Here is a 14,239-nt window from a genome sequence, read left to right as displayed (position 1 = left end):
GAGCAGCAGCGGCACCAGCCACGCGCCCAGCGCCAGCCACCGTCCCCCGCCACGTCCCGTCATCGCGCGAACGCCCGGCTGAAGGCTTCCTTGATGTCACCCCCGCGCAGCAGGCCCTGCTCCAGCACCGCCGGGGACCACGCCTGCGCACGGCCCAGCAAGCCCTCCACGCCGGGCTCGCCACGAGGACCGCCCAGCCGGGGATCCACCGCGTGCATGTCTCCCTTCTCCACGATGATGCGCTGCCCTTCCGGCGACAGCAGCACGTCCACCAGCGCCTTCGCCGCCACCGCGTTGCGCGTCGTCGCGAACAGGCCCACCGGCCCGGGGATGACGACCGCGCCATCCGCGGGCCAGACGATCTCGATGGGGCTGCCCTTCGCCTTCGCCGCCAGCGCGTTCTCCAGGAGCAGCACGCCCGCGTCCACCTCGCCGCTCTCCACCTTCTGGAGCACCGCCGCGTTGCCCCCCGCCACCACCGCACCCTTCTCCCGCAGGCCCGCGAAGTACGCATCACCACGCCGCGCGTGCATGAACACCGCCCAGGTGAACGCCGTGCCCGACGTGAGCGGATCCCCGACGGCGGCCTTGCCCTGCCAGCTCCCATCCACCAGCGCCTCGAACGACTTCGGCGCCGCGCCCGCCCCCGTCCGGTGCACCAGCACCATCGTGGACAAGCGCACCGCCGCGTACCGGGCATCCAGGTCCATCAGCGACCGGGGAATGCGCAGCGCGTTCACGGAGGCGTAGCGGAGGAACGCGCCATCCCGCGCCAGACGTTCGTAGAGGAACGGATCCGACGTCATCAGCACGTCCGCGCGCACCGCGCCCGCGGCCCGCTCCGCTTCCAGGCGGCTCGCCACCTTCTCGCTGCCAGCCTGATACCAGTGCACCTGCACGCCGGGCAGCCGCTCCTTCAACAGCGGCTCCAGCGCATCCAGCACGTGCCGGTACATCGACGTGTAGACCCACACCTCGCCGGAGGGCGTCGCGGCCTGCGACACGGCGGCCCCGCCCGACGGCGCGGCGGATTCGATGCGGCACGCGCACAGGAGGACCATCGCGAGGGCGAAGCCGAAGCCCCGGAGCGTGAGGGGGATGCGCATGCGGGTGTCGATTATGCGGCACACGCCGTCCATTCACATCCACGCATCTCCACCTCCGGACGCTGGAGACCGGTAGCTCCCACACACTCGGCCCGAGCGCCCGTTGTGCGCCGTCGCGCGCGGATCCAGCTTCGGCGTCCCAGACGCCACCCGCGCCACCCGGTGGCCGGAAGGACACCCGCCCATGACCCGGAAGGAATTCCTCGCCGCGACGCTGTCGCTGATGGTCGCCCCCAACGTGCTCGGCGCCCCACCGTCGAAGGCGACTGCGAAGGCGAAGTCGCCCGGAGTGCCCCGCCGCAAGCTGGGCCGCACCGGCCAGGAGGTCTCTTGCGTGGGGCTCGGAGGCTTCCACATCGGCAAGCAGAAGGACGAGGCGGAGAGCATCGCCCTCATCCGGGGCGCGCTCGACCAGGGCATCAACTTCCTGGACAACTGCTGGGACTACAACGACGGCAAGAGCGAGGAGCGCATGGGCAAGGCGCTGCGCGACGGCTACCGCGCCAAGGCCTTCCTGATGACGAAGATCGACGGCCGCGACAAGAAGACCGCCGCGAAGCAGATCGACGAATCGCTCCAGCGCCTCCAGACGGACCACCTGGACCTGCTCCAGCTCCACGAGGTCATCCGCGAGAGCGACCCCGACAAGGCCTTCGCCGAGGGCGGCGCGATGGAGGCGCTGAAGGAGGCCCAGAAGGCCGGCAAGGCGCGCTTCCTGGGCTTCACCGGCCACAAGTCCCCGGACATCCACCTGAAGATGCTGGAGACCGCGAAGGCGCACGGCTTCCGCTTCGACACCGTGCAACTGCCCCTCAACGTGATGGACGCCCACTTCAACAGCTTCGAGAAGCGCGTGCTCCCCGTGCTCGTGAAGGACGGCATCGGCGTGCTCGCGATGAAGTGCATGGGCGACCCGTTCATCCTCGACAGCAAGACCGTCACCGCGCCGGAGTGCCTGCGCTACAACCTGTCCCTGCCCGTCAGCGTCGTCATCACCGGCATCGACTCCCAGGCCCGCCTGGACCAGGCCCTCTCCGCCGCGCGCGGCTTCAAGCCCTTGAGCGAGAAGGAGGTCCAGGCCCTCCTCGCCAAGACGAAGGACGCGGCCCGGGACGGCGCCTACGAGAAGTACAAGACGAGCCACCACTTCGACGGCACCGTCCAGAATCCCCAGTGGCTCGGCTGACACCCGCCCCGCCGTGTCCATGTCTTCCTGGCAAGACACGTTAAAACAGGCAATCATGAATGCTCCCCCTACCTGGAGCACCCATGAAGCGCGCCACTCGTGCTGGCCTTGTCGCAGCGGGATTCCTCGCCACCGTTTCCGGCTGTTCGCCCGAGCCGGAGGGCCCTTCGGAGGCGCCTGTCGAGGCGGAGGCCTACGGTCAGGCGAAGCAGGGCGAGCGCGCCTATGACCCGGGCGGGGGCTGGAACCTGTCCTGGCAGGACGACTTCACCGGCACGTCGCTGAACACGGGCGCGTGGACGGTGCTGACGAGCAACTGGGACCCCGTCACCAACAACTGCAACTTCGGCACGGGCGAGCTGGAGTTCCCGCGCGCGCAGAACGTGACGGTGGGCAACGGCAAGCTGGTCATCACGGCGGAGCGCACGGCGGACAACCCCACCGACTCGCGCTGCGGCGGCCAGTTCCGTTCGTTCTACTCCGGCCGCCTGCACACGAAGGGCAAGGTGGAGGGGCGCTACGGGAAGATCGTCGCGAGCATCAAGATTCCGCCGGGCTACGGCATGTGGCCGGCGTTCTGGACGCTGGGCTCCAACATCCAGAGCGCGGGCTGGCCGGGCGCGGGGGAGATCGACATCCTGGAGTGGCACTCCAACGAGCCCACGTGGATGAAGTCCGCGCTGCATTGGTACAACGGCGGGCAGGCGGACTGGGGCACGGGCGCGAGCCGCGGCGTGGACCTGTCGCAGGACTTCCACACGTACGAAGTGGAGTGGAACGCGAACAGCATCGTGTTCCGGCTGGACAAGGACTTCGTGTCCACGGCGACCTTCGGCCACAACGAGACGGAGTTCCAGCAGCCGCACTACCTCATCCTCAACCTCGCGATGGGCGGCAACTGGTACGGCCACCCGTCCCCGAACTCCATCGACCTGCCGTGGGGCGCGCGCAAGACGATGGAAGTGGAATGGGTGCGCTGGTACCAGCCGGGCGGCTCGCAGTCGCTGGGCCTCACCAACGCGGGCTTCGAGCAGGGCCTGACGGGCTGGACCACCTGGAGTCCGAACGGCACCGGGGGCGCCGCCATCTCGGAGACGTACAACGGCGGGCACTCGGGCAGCTACCACCTGACGCACTGGACGTCGGGCGCGCCCTACGAGGCCTGGACGTACCAGACGAAGTCCGGCCTGGCCGCGGGCACGTACAAGCTGCGCGCGTGGGTCCGCAAGGGCGGCGCGTTCAACTTCGCGCGCTTCCAGGTGAAGACCTGCGGCTCGTGCGCGGCCGCCGTCAACAACCTGGGCACCTACGGGGGCTACACGCTGGTGGAGACGCCTGCCGTCACCGTGCCGGCCAACGGCTACCTGGAGTTCGGCCTGCACAGCAGCACGCCCACGAACAACGGCTCCAGCTTCATCCACATGGATGACGTAGAGCTGGTCCGCCTGTAATCGCATCCTCCGCCGCGCGCGCCAGGCTCTCTCCGGCGCGCGCGGTGCTTCAGGCCTCAGTACGGAACGAGCACGAAGTCGTCCACGTACACCGTGCCCTGATCCGACCCCGAGTCGTCCATCAGGTAGAAGTCATTCACCGTGCCGGACGTCGCGCCCAGCGAGGTCAGCGGGATGGAGACCTTCTCCCAGGTCCCTGCCGTGATGGGGTGGCCCAGCACCGTCACCAGGTTGATGCTGCCCAGCGGCGTGGCGTTGTCATACAGCGCCAGCCGAAGCTGCTGCCCACCGGTCGTGCCGCCGTGCACCCACAAGTCGATGGACTGGTACAGCGACAGGTCCAGCCCCGTGTGGTGGAACATCAGCGCCTCCCAGTAGTCCGGCTCGAAGCTGAGGGACGTGGGGCCCGAGTGCACGGTGACGGCCTCGTCCAGCGAGTGCGTCCCCCAGCTCCAGTCCTGGAAGCCGCTGCCCATGGCGTCGTCGTAGATGACCGTGCCCACGGAGGGCGGGGCTTCGGTGAGGCCGTCGGTCAGCGCCAGACCCTCCGCCACGGTGACGGTGCGGATGCCGGTGGACTTCACGTAATTGAGGATGGTGGTGAAGTTGGTGGTCTTGTACTGCGTCTCGCGGGTGGGCGTGCCGCTGGTGAACTCGTGGAAGAGGATGATGAGCCAGCTCTTCTCCGCGATGGCCTGGTTGATCCACCCCTTCACCGTCGCCACCGTCACCGCGCTCGATACGTCGTTGGCGCGCAGCTCGTAGATGACCGTGTCGCGGTAGTTGCGGCCCGCGTTGATGGTGCGGTGGCTGTCGTATTCGGCCTTCAGCGACGTCATCACCGCCGCGTTGTACGCGCCATAGGGCGAGGCGAAGTCCTTGCCGCACATCGCGCCGACATTCGTGGCCAGGTACGCGCGCGAGTCGTGCAGCTCCGACGTGAGCTGCGCGGGCGTCAGCGAGGTGAGGTCCGCGTGCGTGCGCGTGTGGCTGGCGATCTCATTGCTCTCCGCGTAGAGCGTCTGCACCTGCGCGAGGCTCATGTAGCCGCTCCAGCCCTGCGCCACGGCGTCGGTGACCAGGTAGTACGTGGCACGAATGCCGCGCGACTTGAGCGCGGGCCGCGCCGCCGAGTACTGCGTGCTCCAGCCGTCATCCAACGTGATGGAGACCATGCCTTCCGCGAACGGCGACGCGGCGAGGGCGGAAGAAGCGCAAAGGAACACCGCGGCGCAAAGCGCGCGGGACGACGGATTCAGGAAGGTCATGTCTGGGCAATCCCCCGATGAGGGTGTCCAAGGATACGCGCGCGGCGCGGGAATCCCAGGCGCTGCTTCCCGGCCCCCCAGGCCGAGCCCCATGTTAGAAGTCCACCCGCCCCATGAGTCTCTTCCGCCTCCCCTCCCTGCTCGTCGTCGTGCTCGCACTCGCGGCCGGTTGCCAGAAGTCGGCGCCTCCGGCTTCGCAGGCGCGGCGCATCGTCTCGCTGTCGCCGTCCGTCACGGAGACGCTGTTCGCGCTGGGCGCGGGTCCGCAGGTGGTGGGTGTGTCGGACTACACGGTGTTGCCGGAAGGCACTCCCGCCCTGCCCAGGGTGGGCACCACGTTCGCGCCGAACTTCGAGGCCATCGCGCGGCTCAAGCCCACGCTGCTCGTGGATCAGCAGGTGAAGCAGGCTCCGGCGGAGGCGCTGTCCGCGCTCGCGCCGCTGAAGGTGCTGCCCTGGCTGTCGCTCTCCGAAGTGGTCGGGAGCGTGAAGGAGCTGGGCCGGTTGAGCGACCGCGAGGCCCAGGCCACGGCGCTGGCGGAGCGGCTCCAGAGCACGCTGTCGCGTCCCGCGCCGAAGGACGCGCCCCGGGTGCTGCTGGTGCTGGGCGACGCGGCGGGCACGCTGTCGGAGGTCTGGTACATGAAGCGCGGCTCGCTGCACGGCGCGGCCCTGGAGTCGGCGGGCGCACGCAACGCCATCGCCGAGGATGTCGCCGGGCCGCCCAACCTGTCGCTGGAGGGGCTCATCGCGGTGGATCCGGACGCGGTGCTGGTGCTGGTCACCACGCCGAGGATGGACGCGGGGCAACAGGCCGTGGTGCTGGCGCCGTGGAAGAAGCTCACCGGACTGCGCGCGGCGCGGGAGGACCGGGTGCGGCTGGTGGTCGGCTCCGACGTGCAGTCCACCGGCCCGGCCATCCTGGATGTCGTGGAGCGGCTGCGGGCCGCCCTGGGCACCCTGCCCTCCGCGCGATGACGTCCGGGCTGACGCTGGACACGGTGACGGTGCGGGCCCGTGGGCGGACGCTGCTGGAGGGCGTGTCGCTGCACGTGGCGCCCGGTGAGTTCGTGGCCATCGTCGGGCCCAATGGCGCGGGGAAGTCCACGCTCCTGCGTGTGGCGCTGGGACTGCTGCGGCCGGACTCGGGACATGCGCGCGTGGAGGGACGCGACGTGGCGGGCCTTCCGCCCAGGGAGCGTGCGGCGCTGCTGGCGTGGTTGCCGCAACGGCTGGAGACGGCGGAGCCCATCACCGCGTTGGAGCAGGTGGTCGCGGCGCGCTACCGCTTCCCCGAATCCCGCCGCGCATCGGAGACGGCGGCGCAGCGGGCGCTCGCGGAGGTGGGGGCGCAGGACTTCGCCTCGCGTCCGGTGACGGAGTTGTCGGGGGGCGAGCGGCAACGCGTGGCGATGGCGGGACTGCTCGCGCAGGAGACGCCGTGGGTGTTGCTGGACGAGCCCGCCAACTTCCTGGACCCCGCGCAGCAGATGGAGCTGTACACACGCATGGGCCAGTTGTGGCATGCGGGACGCGGCCTCCTCTGCGTCACCCATGACGTCAACGTGCTCACGCACGTGCGGCTCCCGGGAACGCGCGCGCCACGGGTGGTGGGACTGGCGCAGGGGCGCATGGTGTTCAACGCGGACTACGACGCGCCCGACCTGGGCGAACACCTGGGCGCGCTGTTCGGGGTGCGGATGCACAACACCTCCGTGGACGGACACCGCGTCTTCGTGGGCCTGCCCCGAGGCGGAGGCACGCCGTGAAGCTCTGGCTCCTCCTGTTGGTATGTATGGTCGCCTGCGCGGTGGCGCCGTTCATCGGCCCGGGGGTTTCCGCCGACTCGGCGGACTTCATCTACTGGCAGCTTCGGGTGCCCCGCACGCTGATGGCGATGCTCGTGGGCGGCACGCTGTCGCTCGTCGGCGCGGTGTACCAGTCGCTCTTCGCGAACCCGCTGGCCGCGCCCAGCACCGTCGGCACCACGGCCGGAGCGACCCTGGGCGCGCTGGGGGCCATCGTCCTGGGGGCCCGGCTGGCTCCTGGGGGCCTGCCGTTCATCACCGCCGCGGCCTTCGTGGGGGCGCTCGGGGTCAGCTTCGTGGTGGCCGCCATCGCCGCGGGCCGCCGCGTGCGGATGAACGATGTGGTCCTCGCGGGCATCGCCTGCTCCATGGCGGCGGGGGCACTCGCCACCGGGTTGCAGTTCACCGCCGACTCCGCCGAATTGATGGCCGCCACGCGCTGGTCCCTGGGTCACCTGCCCCAGGTGGGCTATTCGGGCGTGCTGATGCTGTCGCCGTTCGCGCTCGTCACCGTCGTGGGCCTGCTTGCCCTCACCCGGGCCCTGGAGGTGTTCATCGCCGGCGAGGAGCACGCCGAATCCCAGGGCGTCCCCGTCCGCCGCGTGCGCACCGTGGCCATTGGCCTGGGCGCCTTGGGTGTCGCCGCCTGCGTCGCCTGGTGTGGCCCCATCGCCTTCGTGGAGCTCATCGTCCCGCACCTCGTGCGACGGACGCTGGGTGTGAGCCGACGCGTCCTCCTGCCGGGCTCGGTGGTGGTGGGGGCCGCCTTCCTCGCGTTGTGCGATGCGTCGGCCCGCGTCATCCTGCCGGGGCGTGAATTGCCCGTGGGGGTGGTGACGGCCGCACTGGGCACGCCCCTGCTCGTCTACCTGGTGGCGCGCGGTCGGTCCTGAGGACTCCCGGAGCACCGGGCCGCCTGGGGGGAGACCCAGCCTTCAGGACGAGCAGTTCACAAGGCGAGTTCGGGTATATTCCGCGCCACATGGGGCCCCGAGAGGCGTGCCCCTGGAACTTCACGAAAGGCTTTGGGCATGAAGCGGCTGGGACGCGTGGGATTGATGCTCGGGGTGCTGACCCTGGGCGGCAGCTTTGGCTGTGGCGACGAGAAGGCGGAGAAGGCCAAGGAGTTCCGGGTCAAGGGCACCAACTTCCTCGCCGACAAGAACTACGCGGAGGCGACCAAGGCGTACGAGGAGTCGCTGAAGCTCGACCCGACCCAGGAGAAGGTCTGGGAGAAGAAGGCCTACGCGCACCTGCAGCTGGGTCAGACGGATGACGCCGCGCAGGCCGCGCTGAAGATGCTCGACTTCGCCAAGACGCCGGACGACAGGGCCGCCGTCTACCGCAACATCGCGGCGATGTACGCGAAGAACGGCCCGATGGAGAAGGCCGTGCAGTACTTCCAGGAAGCGCTGAAGATCAACCCGAAGGACACCGACTCCCTGGGCTGGATCGCGGAGATGCACTCGCAGCGCGGTGGTGCCCGCAGCATGGGCTCCCCGGCGGTCCCCGAGGAGCTGGAGAAGGCGCTGAAGGTCTATGACCAGGTCATCGCCATCAACCCGGACTCCGCCAACTCGTACCTCAACAAGCGCGTCGTGATGGCGAAGTACATGGAGCATGAGAAGGCCATGCGCGACGCCGCCGAGCAGGAGGCCATCGAGGCCGCCACGCCGCCCAAGCCGGAGAAGGGCAAGAAGGCCGTCGTGGATCCGAACGCGGCCGAGCGCGTCGCCGCCGCCAAGGCGAGCTCCGCGGCCCACCAGACGCGCATCGATCAGCTCCAGGCCGAGTTCAACGAGATGACCAGGCAGTTCGGCGAGGCCACCAAGCGCGCCAAGGCCGCGCAGGCCACCAACAAGCCGTAGCCCGCGCGGAAGTACCGGACGGGGTGGGGCCTAACGTCGGCCCCGCCCTCCTCCGAAGAGGGCCAGCAGCACACCGCCCACGAGCGCCGCGCCACCGCCCGCGACATAGAGCGTCGTCTGCTCGGTGTTGCGCCCGGTGAGCAGCTCACTGGCGCGCTCGGTGAGCGAGTCCTTCGCCTTGAGCCCGGTGAACAGCAACACCCCGCCCGCCACGGCGAGCATCAACCCCACGATTCGCACTGCGCCCACACAGCCTCCTTGGATGGAAACTCAGCGCTTGCGCTTGCCGGGAGCGCCGCGCCCCGCCTTCGTGCCCGCGCCCTTCTTGCCGCCGGGCTTCTTGCCCGCCGGTGACTTCTTCGCAGGCTTCGCGCGCGCTTCGGTGGCCGGCTTGCGGCCCTTCTTCGCGGTGCTCGCACGGCGCGGAGCGGGCTTCTCGGACAGCAGGCCCCGCTGCGCGGCCAGCGCGCGGATCCGGTCGAAGCCCGGGTGAGGTGACGCGGCCGGCGCGTCCTCACCGAAGCGGTCGGCCTCGAAGGCCGGCTCCGACGGCGTGAAGTCCTCGCGCGGCGCGCTCACGGCCGGTGCTTCCTCGGACTCGGGCATCGGGCGAACCGGTTCCGCGGGGCGGAAAAGGCGGCGCTTGCCCTTCGTCGGGGTGGCCGGCTCCGCCTTCGCAGCGCGCGCTTCGGGCGCGGCCTCTTCGGTCCGGGCGCGCGGGAAGCGCGAACCCGCGCGGGCCGGTGCGGCCTCCTCGCGGCGCCCTTCCCGGCTGAACCGACCTCGCGGACGCGGCTTGGACGCTTCCTCGGGAAGGACTTCCTCGGGGGACGGGACGTTCGTGACGTCCTCGTAACCCGTCAGGAACGCAGCCTCCTCGGAGGCGATGTCCTCTTGCGCGGGGGGCTCCCACGGCTTGCGCTCCAGCAGTGAGCTCGCCGGGGCGGCCTTCTCCCAGGGCTTGCGACCCACGGGCGCTTCCGCCGAAGGGGCCTTCTCCCAGGGCTTGCGGCCCGCCTTGACGGCCTCGCGCTCGTTGCGGCCGGGACGACCGGCCTTGCCGCCGTAGCGCGACGGGGGCGCTTCGTTCACGGACTCGCGGCGGCGCGACGTCGGCCGTGCCTCCTCGGTCCGCGCCAGCGGCGACTCCCCTTCGAACTGGAGCGCCTCGAAGTCGATCTTCCGCGACACCGTGCTCGCGGACAGCAGCCGCACGCGCAGCTTCTGGCCCACGCGCACGCGCCGCCCGTTTGAATACACGAGCGAGTGCACGCGCTTGTCCAGCTTGGAGCCCGGCCCCAGCGTCTCCGCCTTCACCAGGCCCTCGACGTGCTCCGTGTCCAGCTCCACGAAGAAGCCGAACTCGGCGATGCCCGCCACCGTCGCGTCGAACTCCTCGCCCACGCGGTCCTTCATCAGAAGCGCCGCGTAGAACGACACGACCTCGCGCTCCACCGTCATGGCCGCGCGCTCGCGCTCCGAGCACTGCTGGGCCATTCCCTCCAGCCGCTCCTCCTCGCGCTCCAGCTGCGCTTCCGAGGGCCGCTTGCCCTTGCGCGCCCACACCGACTTGAGGATGCGGTGCACCAGCAGGTCCGGATACCGCCGGATGGGCGACGTGAAGTGCAGGTAGTTCTCCGCCGCGAGCCCGTAATGGCCCACCCGCGTCGCGGTGTAGATGGCCTGCATCATGGAGCGCAGCAGCAGCTGGTTGAGCGCCCGCTGTTCCGGGTGCCCATGCAGCTGCGTGATGAACGCGTCCAGCTCCTTCGACGACACGCCGTCATCCACGTCCAGGTGGAAGCCGTACGCCTCCGCCAGCGTGGCGAACGCCGCCAGCTTCTCCGGATCCGGCTCGCCGTGAAACCGGTACACCGAAGGCAGGCCCTCATCCTGGAAGTACGTGGCCACCGCCTCGTTGGCGGCGAGCATGCACTCCTCGATGAGCCGGTGGCTGTCCTTGCGCTCGCGCTTCTCCATGCGAACGGGCAGGCCGTCTTCCCCCAGCACCACCTTGTGCTCGGGCACGTCGAAGTCGATCGCGCCCCGCGCCTTGCGCATGCCCATCAGCGCGCGCGCCAGCGCCATCAGCTGCTCGAACTGGGGCTTGAAGGCGTTGCGGTGCGGCACGTCCGTCCCGTCCAGGACGTCCTGCACCTCGTTGTACGTGCAGCGCGCCACGCTGCGCATCACCGCCGGGTACAGCTCCGACGAGCGGCGCGTGCCCTGGCGGTCGAACGTCATGTCCGCCACCATGCACAGCCGGTCCTCGTCCGGACGCAGCGAGCAGATGCCGTTGCTCAGCCGCTCCGGCAGCATGGGCAGCACGCGGTCCGGCAGGTACACGGACGTGGCGCGGTTGAGCGCCTCCACGTCCAGCGCGCTGCGGTCCTTCACGTAGTGGGACACGTCCGCGATGGCCACCACCAGGCGCCAGCCATCGGCCCTCGGCTCCGCGTAGACCGCGTCGTCGAAGTCGCGCGCGTCCTCACCGTCGATGGTGATCAGCGGCAGCGAGCGCAGGTCGCGGCGGTTCTCCGCCGTGGCCTCGGCTTCCGTGACGCGCACGGCGAACGCATCCGCCTCGTCCATCACCTCCGGAGGGAACTCGTCGGAGAAGCCCTGGGAGAAGGCCGAACCCAGCACCTCCGCGCTCGGCTCGCCCGGACGGCCCAGCGAACCCGCGACCTCTCCGAACAGGCCCTGCCCCGGCTCCAGGAGATCCGCGCCCACGCCCAGGCGCACCTTCACCAGGTCGCCGTCGCGTGCCATCTGCGTCGCGGGGACACGGATGGGCCCGGGCAGGCTCGTGTCGTTGGGCGTCACCAGCGAGTGGCGGCCCTGCTCCACGTAGGTGCCCACCGCCATCTCGCGCCGGCGGTTGACCACCCGCAGCAGCCGGCCCTCGAAGCGTCCCGGCCGGCCCGCCACCTCCACGAGCACCCGATCATTGTCGAGCGCCCGCTGCGCCTCGCCCGGCGGCAGGAAGATGTTCTCGCCCTCGCCCGACACCGGGTGCACGAAGCCAAAGCCGTTCGGGTGCACGTGGAGGATGCCCTCCACCGTGGGCTCGCTGGAGTCCTCGAAGCGCTCGTCCCGGTTCCGTCCGCCGCGCTGCAGGTTGCGCCGGAAGTCGGCCGCCCCCCGCGAAGGGCCACTGGGACTGGGGGCCGTGTCGCGGAAGGCACCCCGGCCCTCGTCGCGCCCGCTGCCCGGCGCGGGACCGCGCTTGCGCGTGGGAGGCGCCACGGGGGACGGACGGCGCGATTCGCCCTCATCCTTCGGGGCACGCGGCCCCTGGGGGCCCTCCAGGCGGAAGCGCTTGCCGTCCTTGAGGATGACGCCCGCGCGGACCAGTTCGCGCAGGGCACGTTTGAGTTCGGTCTGCTGGCCGGGATGCAGCCCCCCGAGGCGCAGGAGTTCCTTCACGCCCAACGGGTGGTCGGCCTCGGCGAGGAGCTGTCGGATGTGTTCTTGGGAAAGGCTCACGGGAGGGTTGCGGCAAGGCCGCTCAGGGAACGGGTAAGCCCGAAGGGTGCGGGCGGGAACCCCCCGGGCCCCATTCGCCCTCCCCAGGTGACCTTTCGGTCCAGGGAGGGCCCGTGCGCCCAGACCCTCAGGGTCTGACGGTGACGTTGATCTTGAAGGAGCGCTCCACCACGCCCGGCGTGAACGCCTTGGCGAGGAAGAACTCCATCTCGAAGCTGCCGGGGTTGCGCGGCGTGAAGAAGAATTCGCGGGTCGCGGGGCTGCCGTTGGGACCCGGCTCGAAGTTGGCCTCGCGCAGGCCCACGCGCTTGGCCAGCGTCGGTTCAATGGCCCAGAACGCGCCGGGCTGCTCCTGCAGGCGCACCGTGAGGCCGTGGTTGAGCTTCACGTCCACGGACGTGGGCACCTCGCCCTCGATGTGCACGAGCTCCATCTCGTCTCGCGACACCGAACGCGCCTCGGACGGACGCGGCTCCACGTTCTCCGCCGTGATGCGACCGCCCCAGCCGGAGGACTTGTCCACCACGCCCGTCACCTGGAGCGTCTGCCCCACGTGCTTGCGCAGGCTCTTCACGGCCGCCTTGCCTTCGATGGCGAACGACACCTGCTGGCGCGTGCCCCCGTTGGACACGACGAGCACGAAGTCGTCACCCATCATCTCCAGGTTGCCCCGGATGCTGGCGAAGCCCTTGATGCCCGCGCCCATGCCGGCGGCGACGGCCATGGAGACCTCGCCGGGCGACAGGTAGCGCAGCTTCGGCTCCGAGTCCGACGGCGGCGCCGCGGGCTCCTCCACTTCCGGCTTCTTGGCGGAGTACTTGCGCACCTCCACCACGCCGCTGTGGTTGGTCGTCTTGCGGATCATCCCGCTCACGGAGACCTTGTGGTCCACGTAGGCCGGGAGCACTTCCTGATCCGGTCCCTGGAGCAGGAACGTCAGCTCGCGCTTGTCGCGGCCGACGACGACCAGGTGGGGCAGCTCGCCGCTGAGGATGAGCCGGCCCTTGAGGCTGCCCTCCCCCATCACGCCGCGGCCCTCGCCGGCGGTCAGCAGCTGCTCCATCTCGCGCTTCGTGAGCGGCTCGCCCACGGGGGGCAGCTTCGTCGCGCGCGGACGTGGCTTCTCCACGGGGGGACCGGAGGGAACGGACGGCTGGGCCTTGGATCCGGCCTTGCCCGTCGCCTTCTTCCCGGCCGCGGCGGGCGCGGCCTTCGCGGGAGGAGGGGCCGCGGACTTGCCGGCCTTGGCGGTGGCGGGAGTTGGAGCAGCCGCCTTGGCCGCCGCCTTTCCCTTGGCCGCCGCGGGCGCCTTCTCAGGCTTCTCCGCCGCCGCCTTCTTGACCGCCGCGACCTTCCCCTTCGCCCCTTCGGCCACCGCCTTGACGACCTTCGTCGCGGCCGTCGCCACCTTCTTCGAGGCGTTCCGGATCAGATCCAGCCGGGACGCGTTGTCCTTCTTCGCGGCAGGCTTCGCACCGGCTTTTGCAGCGGGAGTCGGCTTCTTCGCCCCGGACTTGGGCTTGGCCATCGACGCTGTCTCCTTGAAAATTCCCGTGTGCTATCAACGGGTTGGCGGGACGCCCCTGCTGTTGGACGCGAGCCTCGCGATCACGGTTGCTTGTAACGGTGATCAGTTGGGCTGTCAAACTAACACTTGATTTTCCCTCGGACTTTGGTTGCGAAAACGTCCCTGGAAGACCCTTGCCGCCGTTATAGATCAGCGCATGAGTGACGTCCCCGCATTGCTGCCGGTGGAGGAGGCCCGCGCGCGGATCCTCGAGCGTTGCGCGCCCCTGCCCACGGAGTGGGTGCCCGGTGATGACGCCCTGGGCCGGGCCCTGGCCGAGGACGTCCTGGCCCGCCGCACCCTGCCCCCCTGGGACAACTCCGCCATGGACGGCTACGCGGTGCGCACAGCGGATCTTTCCAGCCCGCTGCCCGTGCGGCTCACGGTCGGGGAGACGGTGTTCGCGGGGAAACTGCCCACGCGGCACGTCACCCCCGGCACCTGCGCGCGGATCATGACCGGGGCCCCCCTGCCCCCGGGTGCGCTCGCGCATCACC

General features: G+C 70.2%; 11 protein-coding genes and 1 pseudogene. 7 read left to right on the top strand and 5 right to left on the bottom strand.

Going from position 1 to position 14,239, the window contains the following annotated elements; all coding sequences use genetic code 11:
• Positions 1 to 59 precede the first annotated feature (59 nt).
• Positions 60 to 1,106 (bottom strand): ABC transporter substrate-binding protein, encoded by a 1,047-nt coding sequence (locus D7Y13_RS26930; protein WP_120584323.1) that lies wholly within the window; start codon positions 1,104 to 1,106, stop codon positions 60 to 62.
• 184 nt (positions 1,107 to 1,290) lie between these two features.
• Between D7Y13_RS26930 and D7Y13_RS26925 the strand changes: the two genes are divergently transcribed.
• Together D7Y13_RS26925 and D7Y13_RS26920 are read left to right on the top strand one after the other, a co-directional pair.
• Positions 1,291 to 2,292, top strand: a complete 1,002-nt coding sequence (locus tag D7Y13_RS26925; protein WP_120584321.1) for an aldo/keto reductase — start codon at positions 1,291 to 1,293, stop codon at positions 2,290 to 2,292.
• Between the two features lie 83 nt (positions 2,293 to 2,375).
• Complete coding sequence (locus tag D7Y13_RS26920) at positions 2,376 to 3,743, top strand: glycoside hydrolase family 16 protein (protein ID WP_120537977.1); 1,368 nt, start codon at positions 2,376 to 2,378, stop codon at positions 3,741 to 3,743.
• A 56-nt stretch (positions 3,744 to 3,799) separates the two neighbouring features.
• Here the strand turns inward: D7Y13_RS26920 and D7Y13_RS26915 are convergent, their stop codons facing one another.
• Positions 3,800 to 5,011, bottom strand: coding sequence for a polysaccharide deacetylase family protein (locus D7Y13_RS26915; protein WP_120584320.1), 1,212 nt, complete (start codon positions 5,009 to 5,011; stop codon positions 3,800 to 3,802).
• A 113-nt stretch (positions 5,012 to 5,124) separates the two neighbouring features.
• On the opposite strand from D7Y13_RS26915, the gene D7Y13_RS26910 reads away from it, so the two are divergent.
• From D7Y13_RS26910 to D7Y13_RS26895, 4 genes are all read left to right on the top strand, one after another.
• Positions 5,125 to 5,988 (top strand): ABC transporter substrate-binding protein, encoded by an 864-nt coding sequence (locus D7Y13_RS26910; protein WP_120535386.1) that lies wholly within the window; start codon positions 5,125 to 5,127, stop codon positions 5,986 to 5,988.
• Positions 5,985 to 6,779 carry an ABC transporter ATP-binding protein gene (locus D7Y13_RS26905; RefSeq protein WP_120584319.1) on the top strand — a complete coding sequence of 265 codons (795 nt, stop codon included), beginning with the start codon at positions 5,985 to 5,987 and terminating at the stop codon, positions 6,777 to 6,779. Before D7Y13_RS26910 ends, D7Y13_RS26905 begins: the two co-directional genes overlap by 4 nt.
• Entirely contained in the window at positions 6,776 to 7,711 is a 936-nt protein-coding gene (locus D7Y13_RS26900) for a FecCD family ABC transporter permease (protein WP_233595674.1), read from the top strand. Before D7Y13_RS26905 ends, D7Y13_RS26900 begins: the two co-directional genes overlap by 4 nt.
• A gap of 138 nt (positions 7,712 to 7,849) precedes the next feature.
• Positions 7,850 to 8,686 carry a tetratricopeptide repeat protein gene (locus D7Y13_RS26895; protein ID WP_120584317.1) on the top strand — a complete coding sequence of 279 codons (837 nt, stop codon included), beginning with the start codon at positions 7,850 to 7,852 and terminating at the stop codon, positions 8,684 to 8,686.
• A 30-nt stretch (positions 8,687 to 8,716) separates the two neighbouring features.
• Here D7Y13_RS26895 and D7Y13_RS26890 read toward each other — a convergent pair whose 3' ends face one another.
• The 3 genes from D7Y13_RS26890 to D7Y13_RS26880 all read right to left on the bottom strand — a co-directional run bounded on the left by D7Y13_RS26890 (position 8,717) and on the right by D7Y13_RS26880 (position 13,703).
• Entirely contained in the window at positions 8,717 to 8,935 is a 219-nt protein-coding gene (locus D7Y13_RS26890; protein WP_193348558.1) for a DUF3185 family protein, read from the bottom strand.
• Between the two features lie 21 nt (positions 8,936 to 8,956).
• Entirely contained in the window at positions 8,957 to 12,175 is a 3,219-nt protein-coding gene (gene rnr, locus D7Y13_RS26885; RefSeq protein WP_120584316.1) for a ribonuclease R, read from the bottom strand.
• Between the two features lie 127 nt (positions 12,176 to 12,302).
• On the bottom strand, positions 12,303 to 13,703 hold the full coding sequence (locus tag D7Y13_RS26880; RefSeq protein ID WP_120584315.1) for a protease inhibitor I42 family protein: 1,401 nt from the start codon (positions 13,701 to 13,703) through the stop codon (positions 12,303 to 12,305).
• A 196-nt stretch (positions 13,704 to 13,899) separates the two neighbouring features.
• Here D7Y13_RS26880 and D7Y13_RS26875 point away from each other — a divergent pair.
• Positions 13,900 to 14,239 (top strand): annotated as a pseudogene (locus tag D7Y13_RS26875) (gephyrin-like molybdotransferase Glp); the annotation flags it as partial.

This window comes from Corallococcus praedator, assembly GCF_003612125.1.
Lineage (GTDB): Bacteria > Myxococcota > Myxococcia > Myxococcales > Myxococcaceae > Corallococcus > Corallococcus praedator.
Note: the sequence above shows the minus strand (reverse complement) of the source record. Positions and strands in the feature narration are given on the sequence as shown.

What these genes read in the sequence shown, in the direction of transcription:
- D7Y13_RS26930 (WP_120584323.1), bottom strand. Translation starts at nt 1,106, where the DNA reads ATGCGCATCCCCCTCACGCTCCGGGGCTTCGGCTTCGCCCTCGCGATG.
- D7Y13_RS26925 (WP_120584321.1), top strand. Translation starts at nt 1,291, where the DNA reads ATGACCCGGAAGGAATTCCTCGCCGCGACGCTGTCGCTGATGGTCGCC.
- D7Y13_RS26920 (WP_120537977.1), top strand. Translation starts at nt 2,376, where the DNA reads ATGAAGCGCGCCACTCGTGCTGGCCTTGTCGCAGCGGGATTCCTCGCC.
- D7Y13_RS26915 (WP_120584320.1), bottom strand. Translation starts at nt 5,011, where the DNA reads ATGACCTTCCTGAATCCGTCGTCCCGCGCGCTTTGCGCCGCGGTGTTC.
- D7Y13_RS26910 (WP_120535386.1), top strand. Translation starts at nt 5,125, where the DNA reads ATGAGTCTCTTCCGCCTCCCCTCCCTGCTCGTCGTCGTGCTCGCACTC.
- D7Y13_RS26905 (WP_120584319.1), top strand. Translation starts at nt 5,985, where the DNA reads ATGACGTCCGGGCTGACGCTGGACACGGTGACGGTGCGGGCCCGTGGG.
- D7Y13_RS26895 (WP_120584317.1), top strand. Translation starts at nt 7,850, where the DNA reads ATGAAGCGGCTGGGACGCGTGGGATTGATGCTCGGGGTGCTGACCCTG.
- D7Y13_RS26880 (WP_120584315.1), bottom strand. Translation starts at nt 13,703, where the DNA reads ATGGCCAAGCCCAAGTCCGGGGCGAAGAAGCCGACTCCCGCTGCAAAA.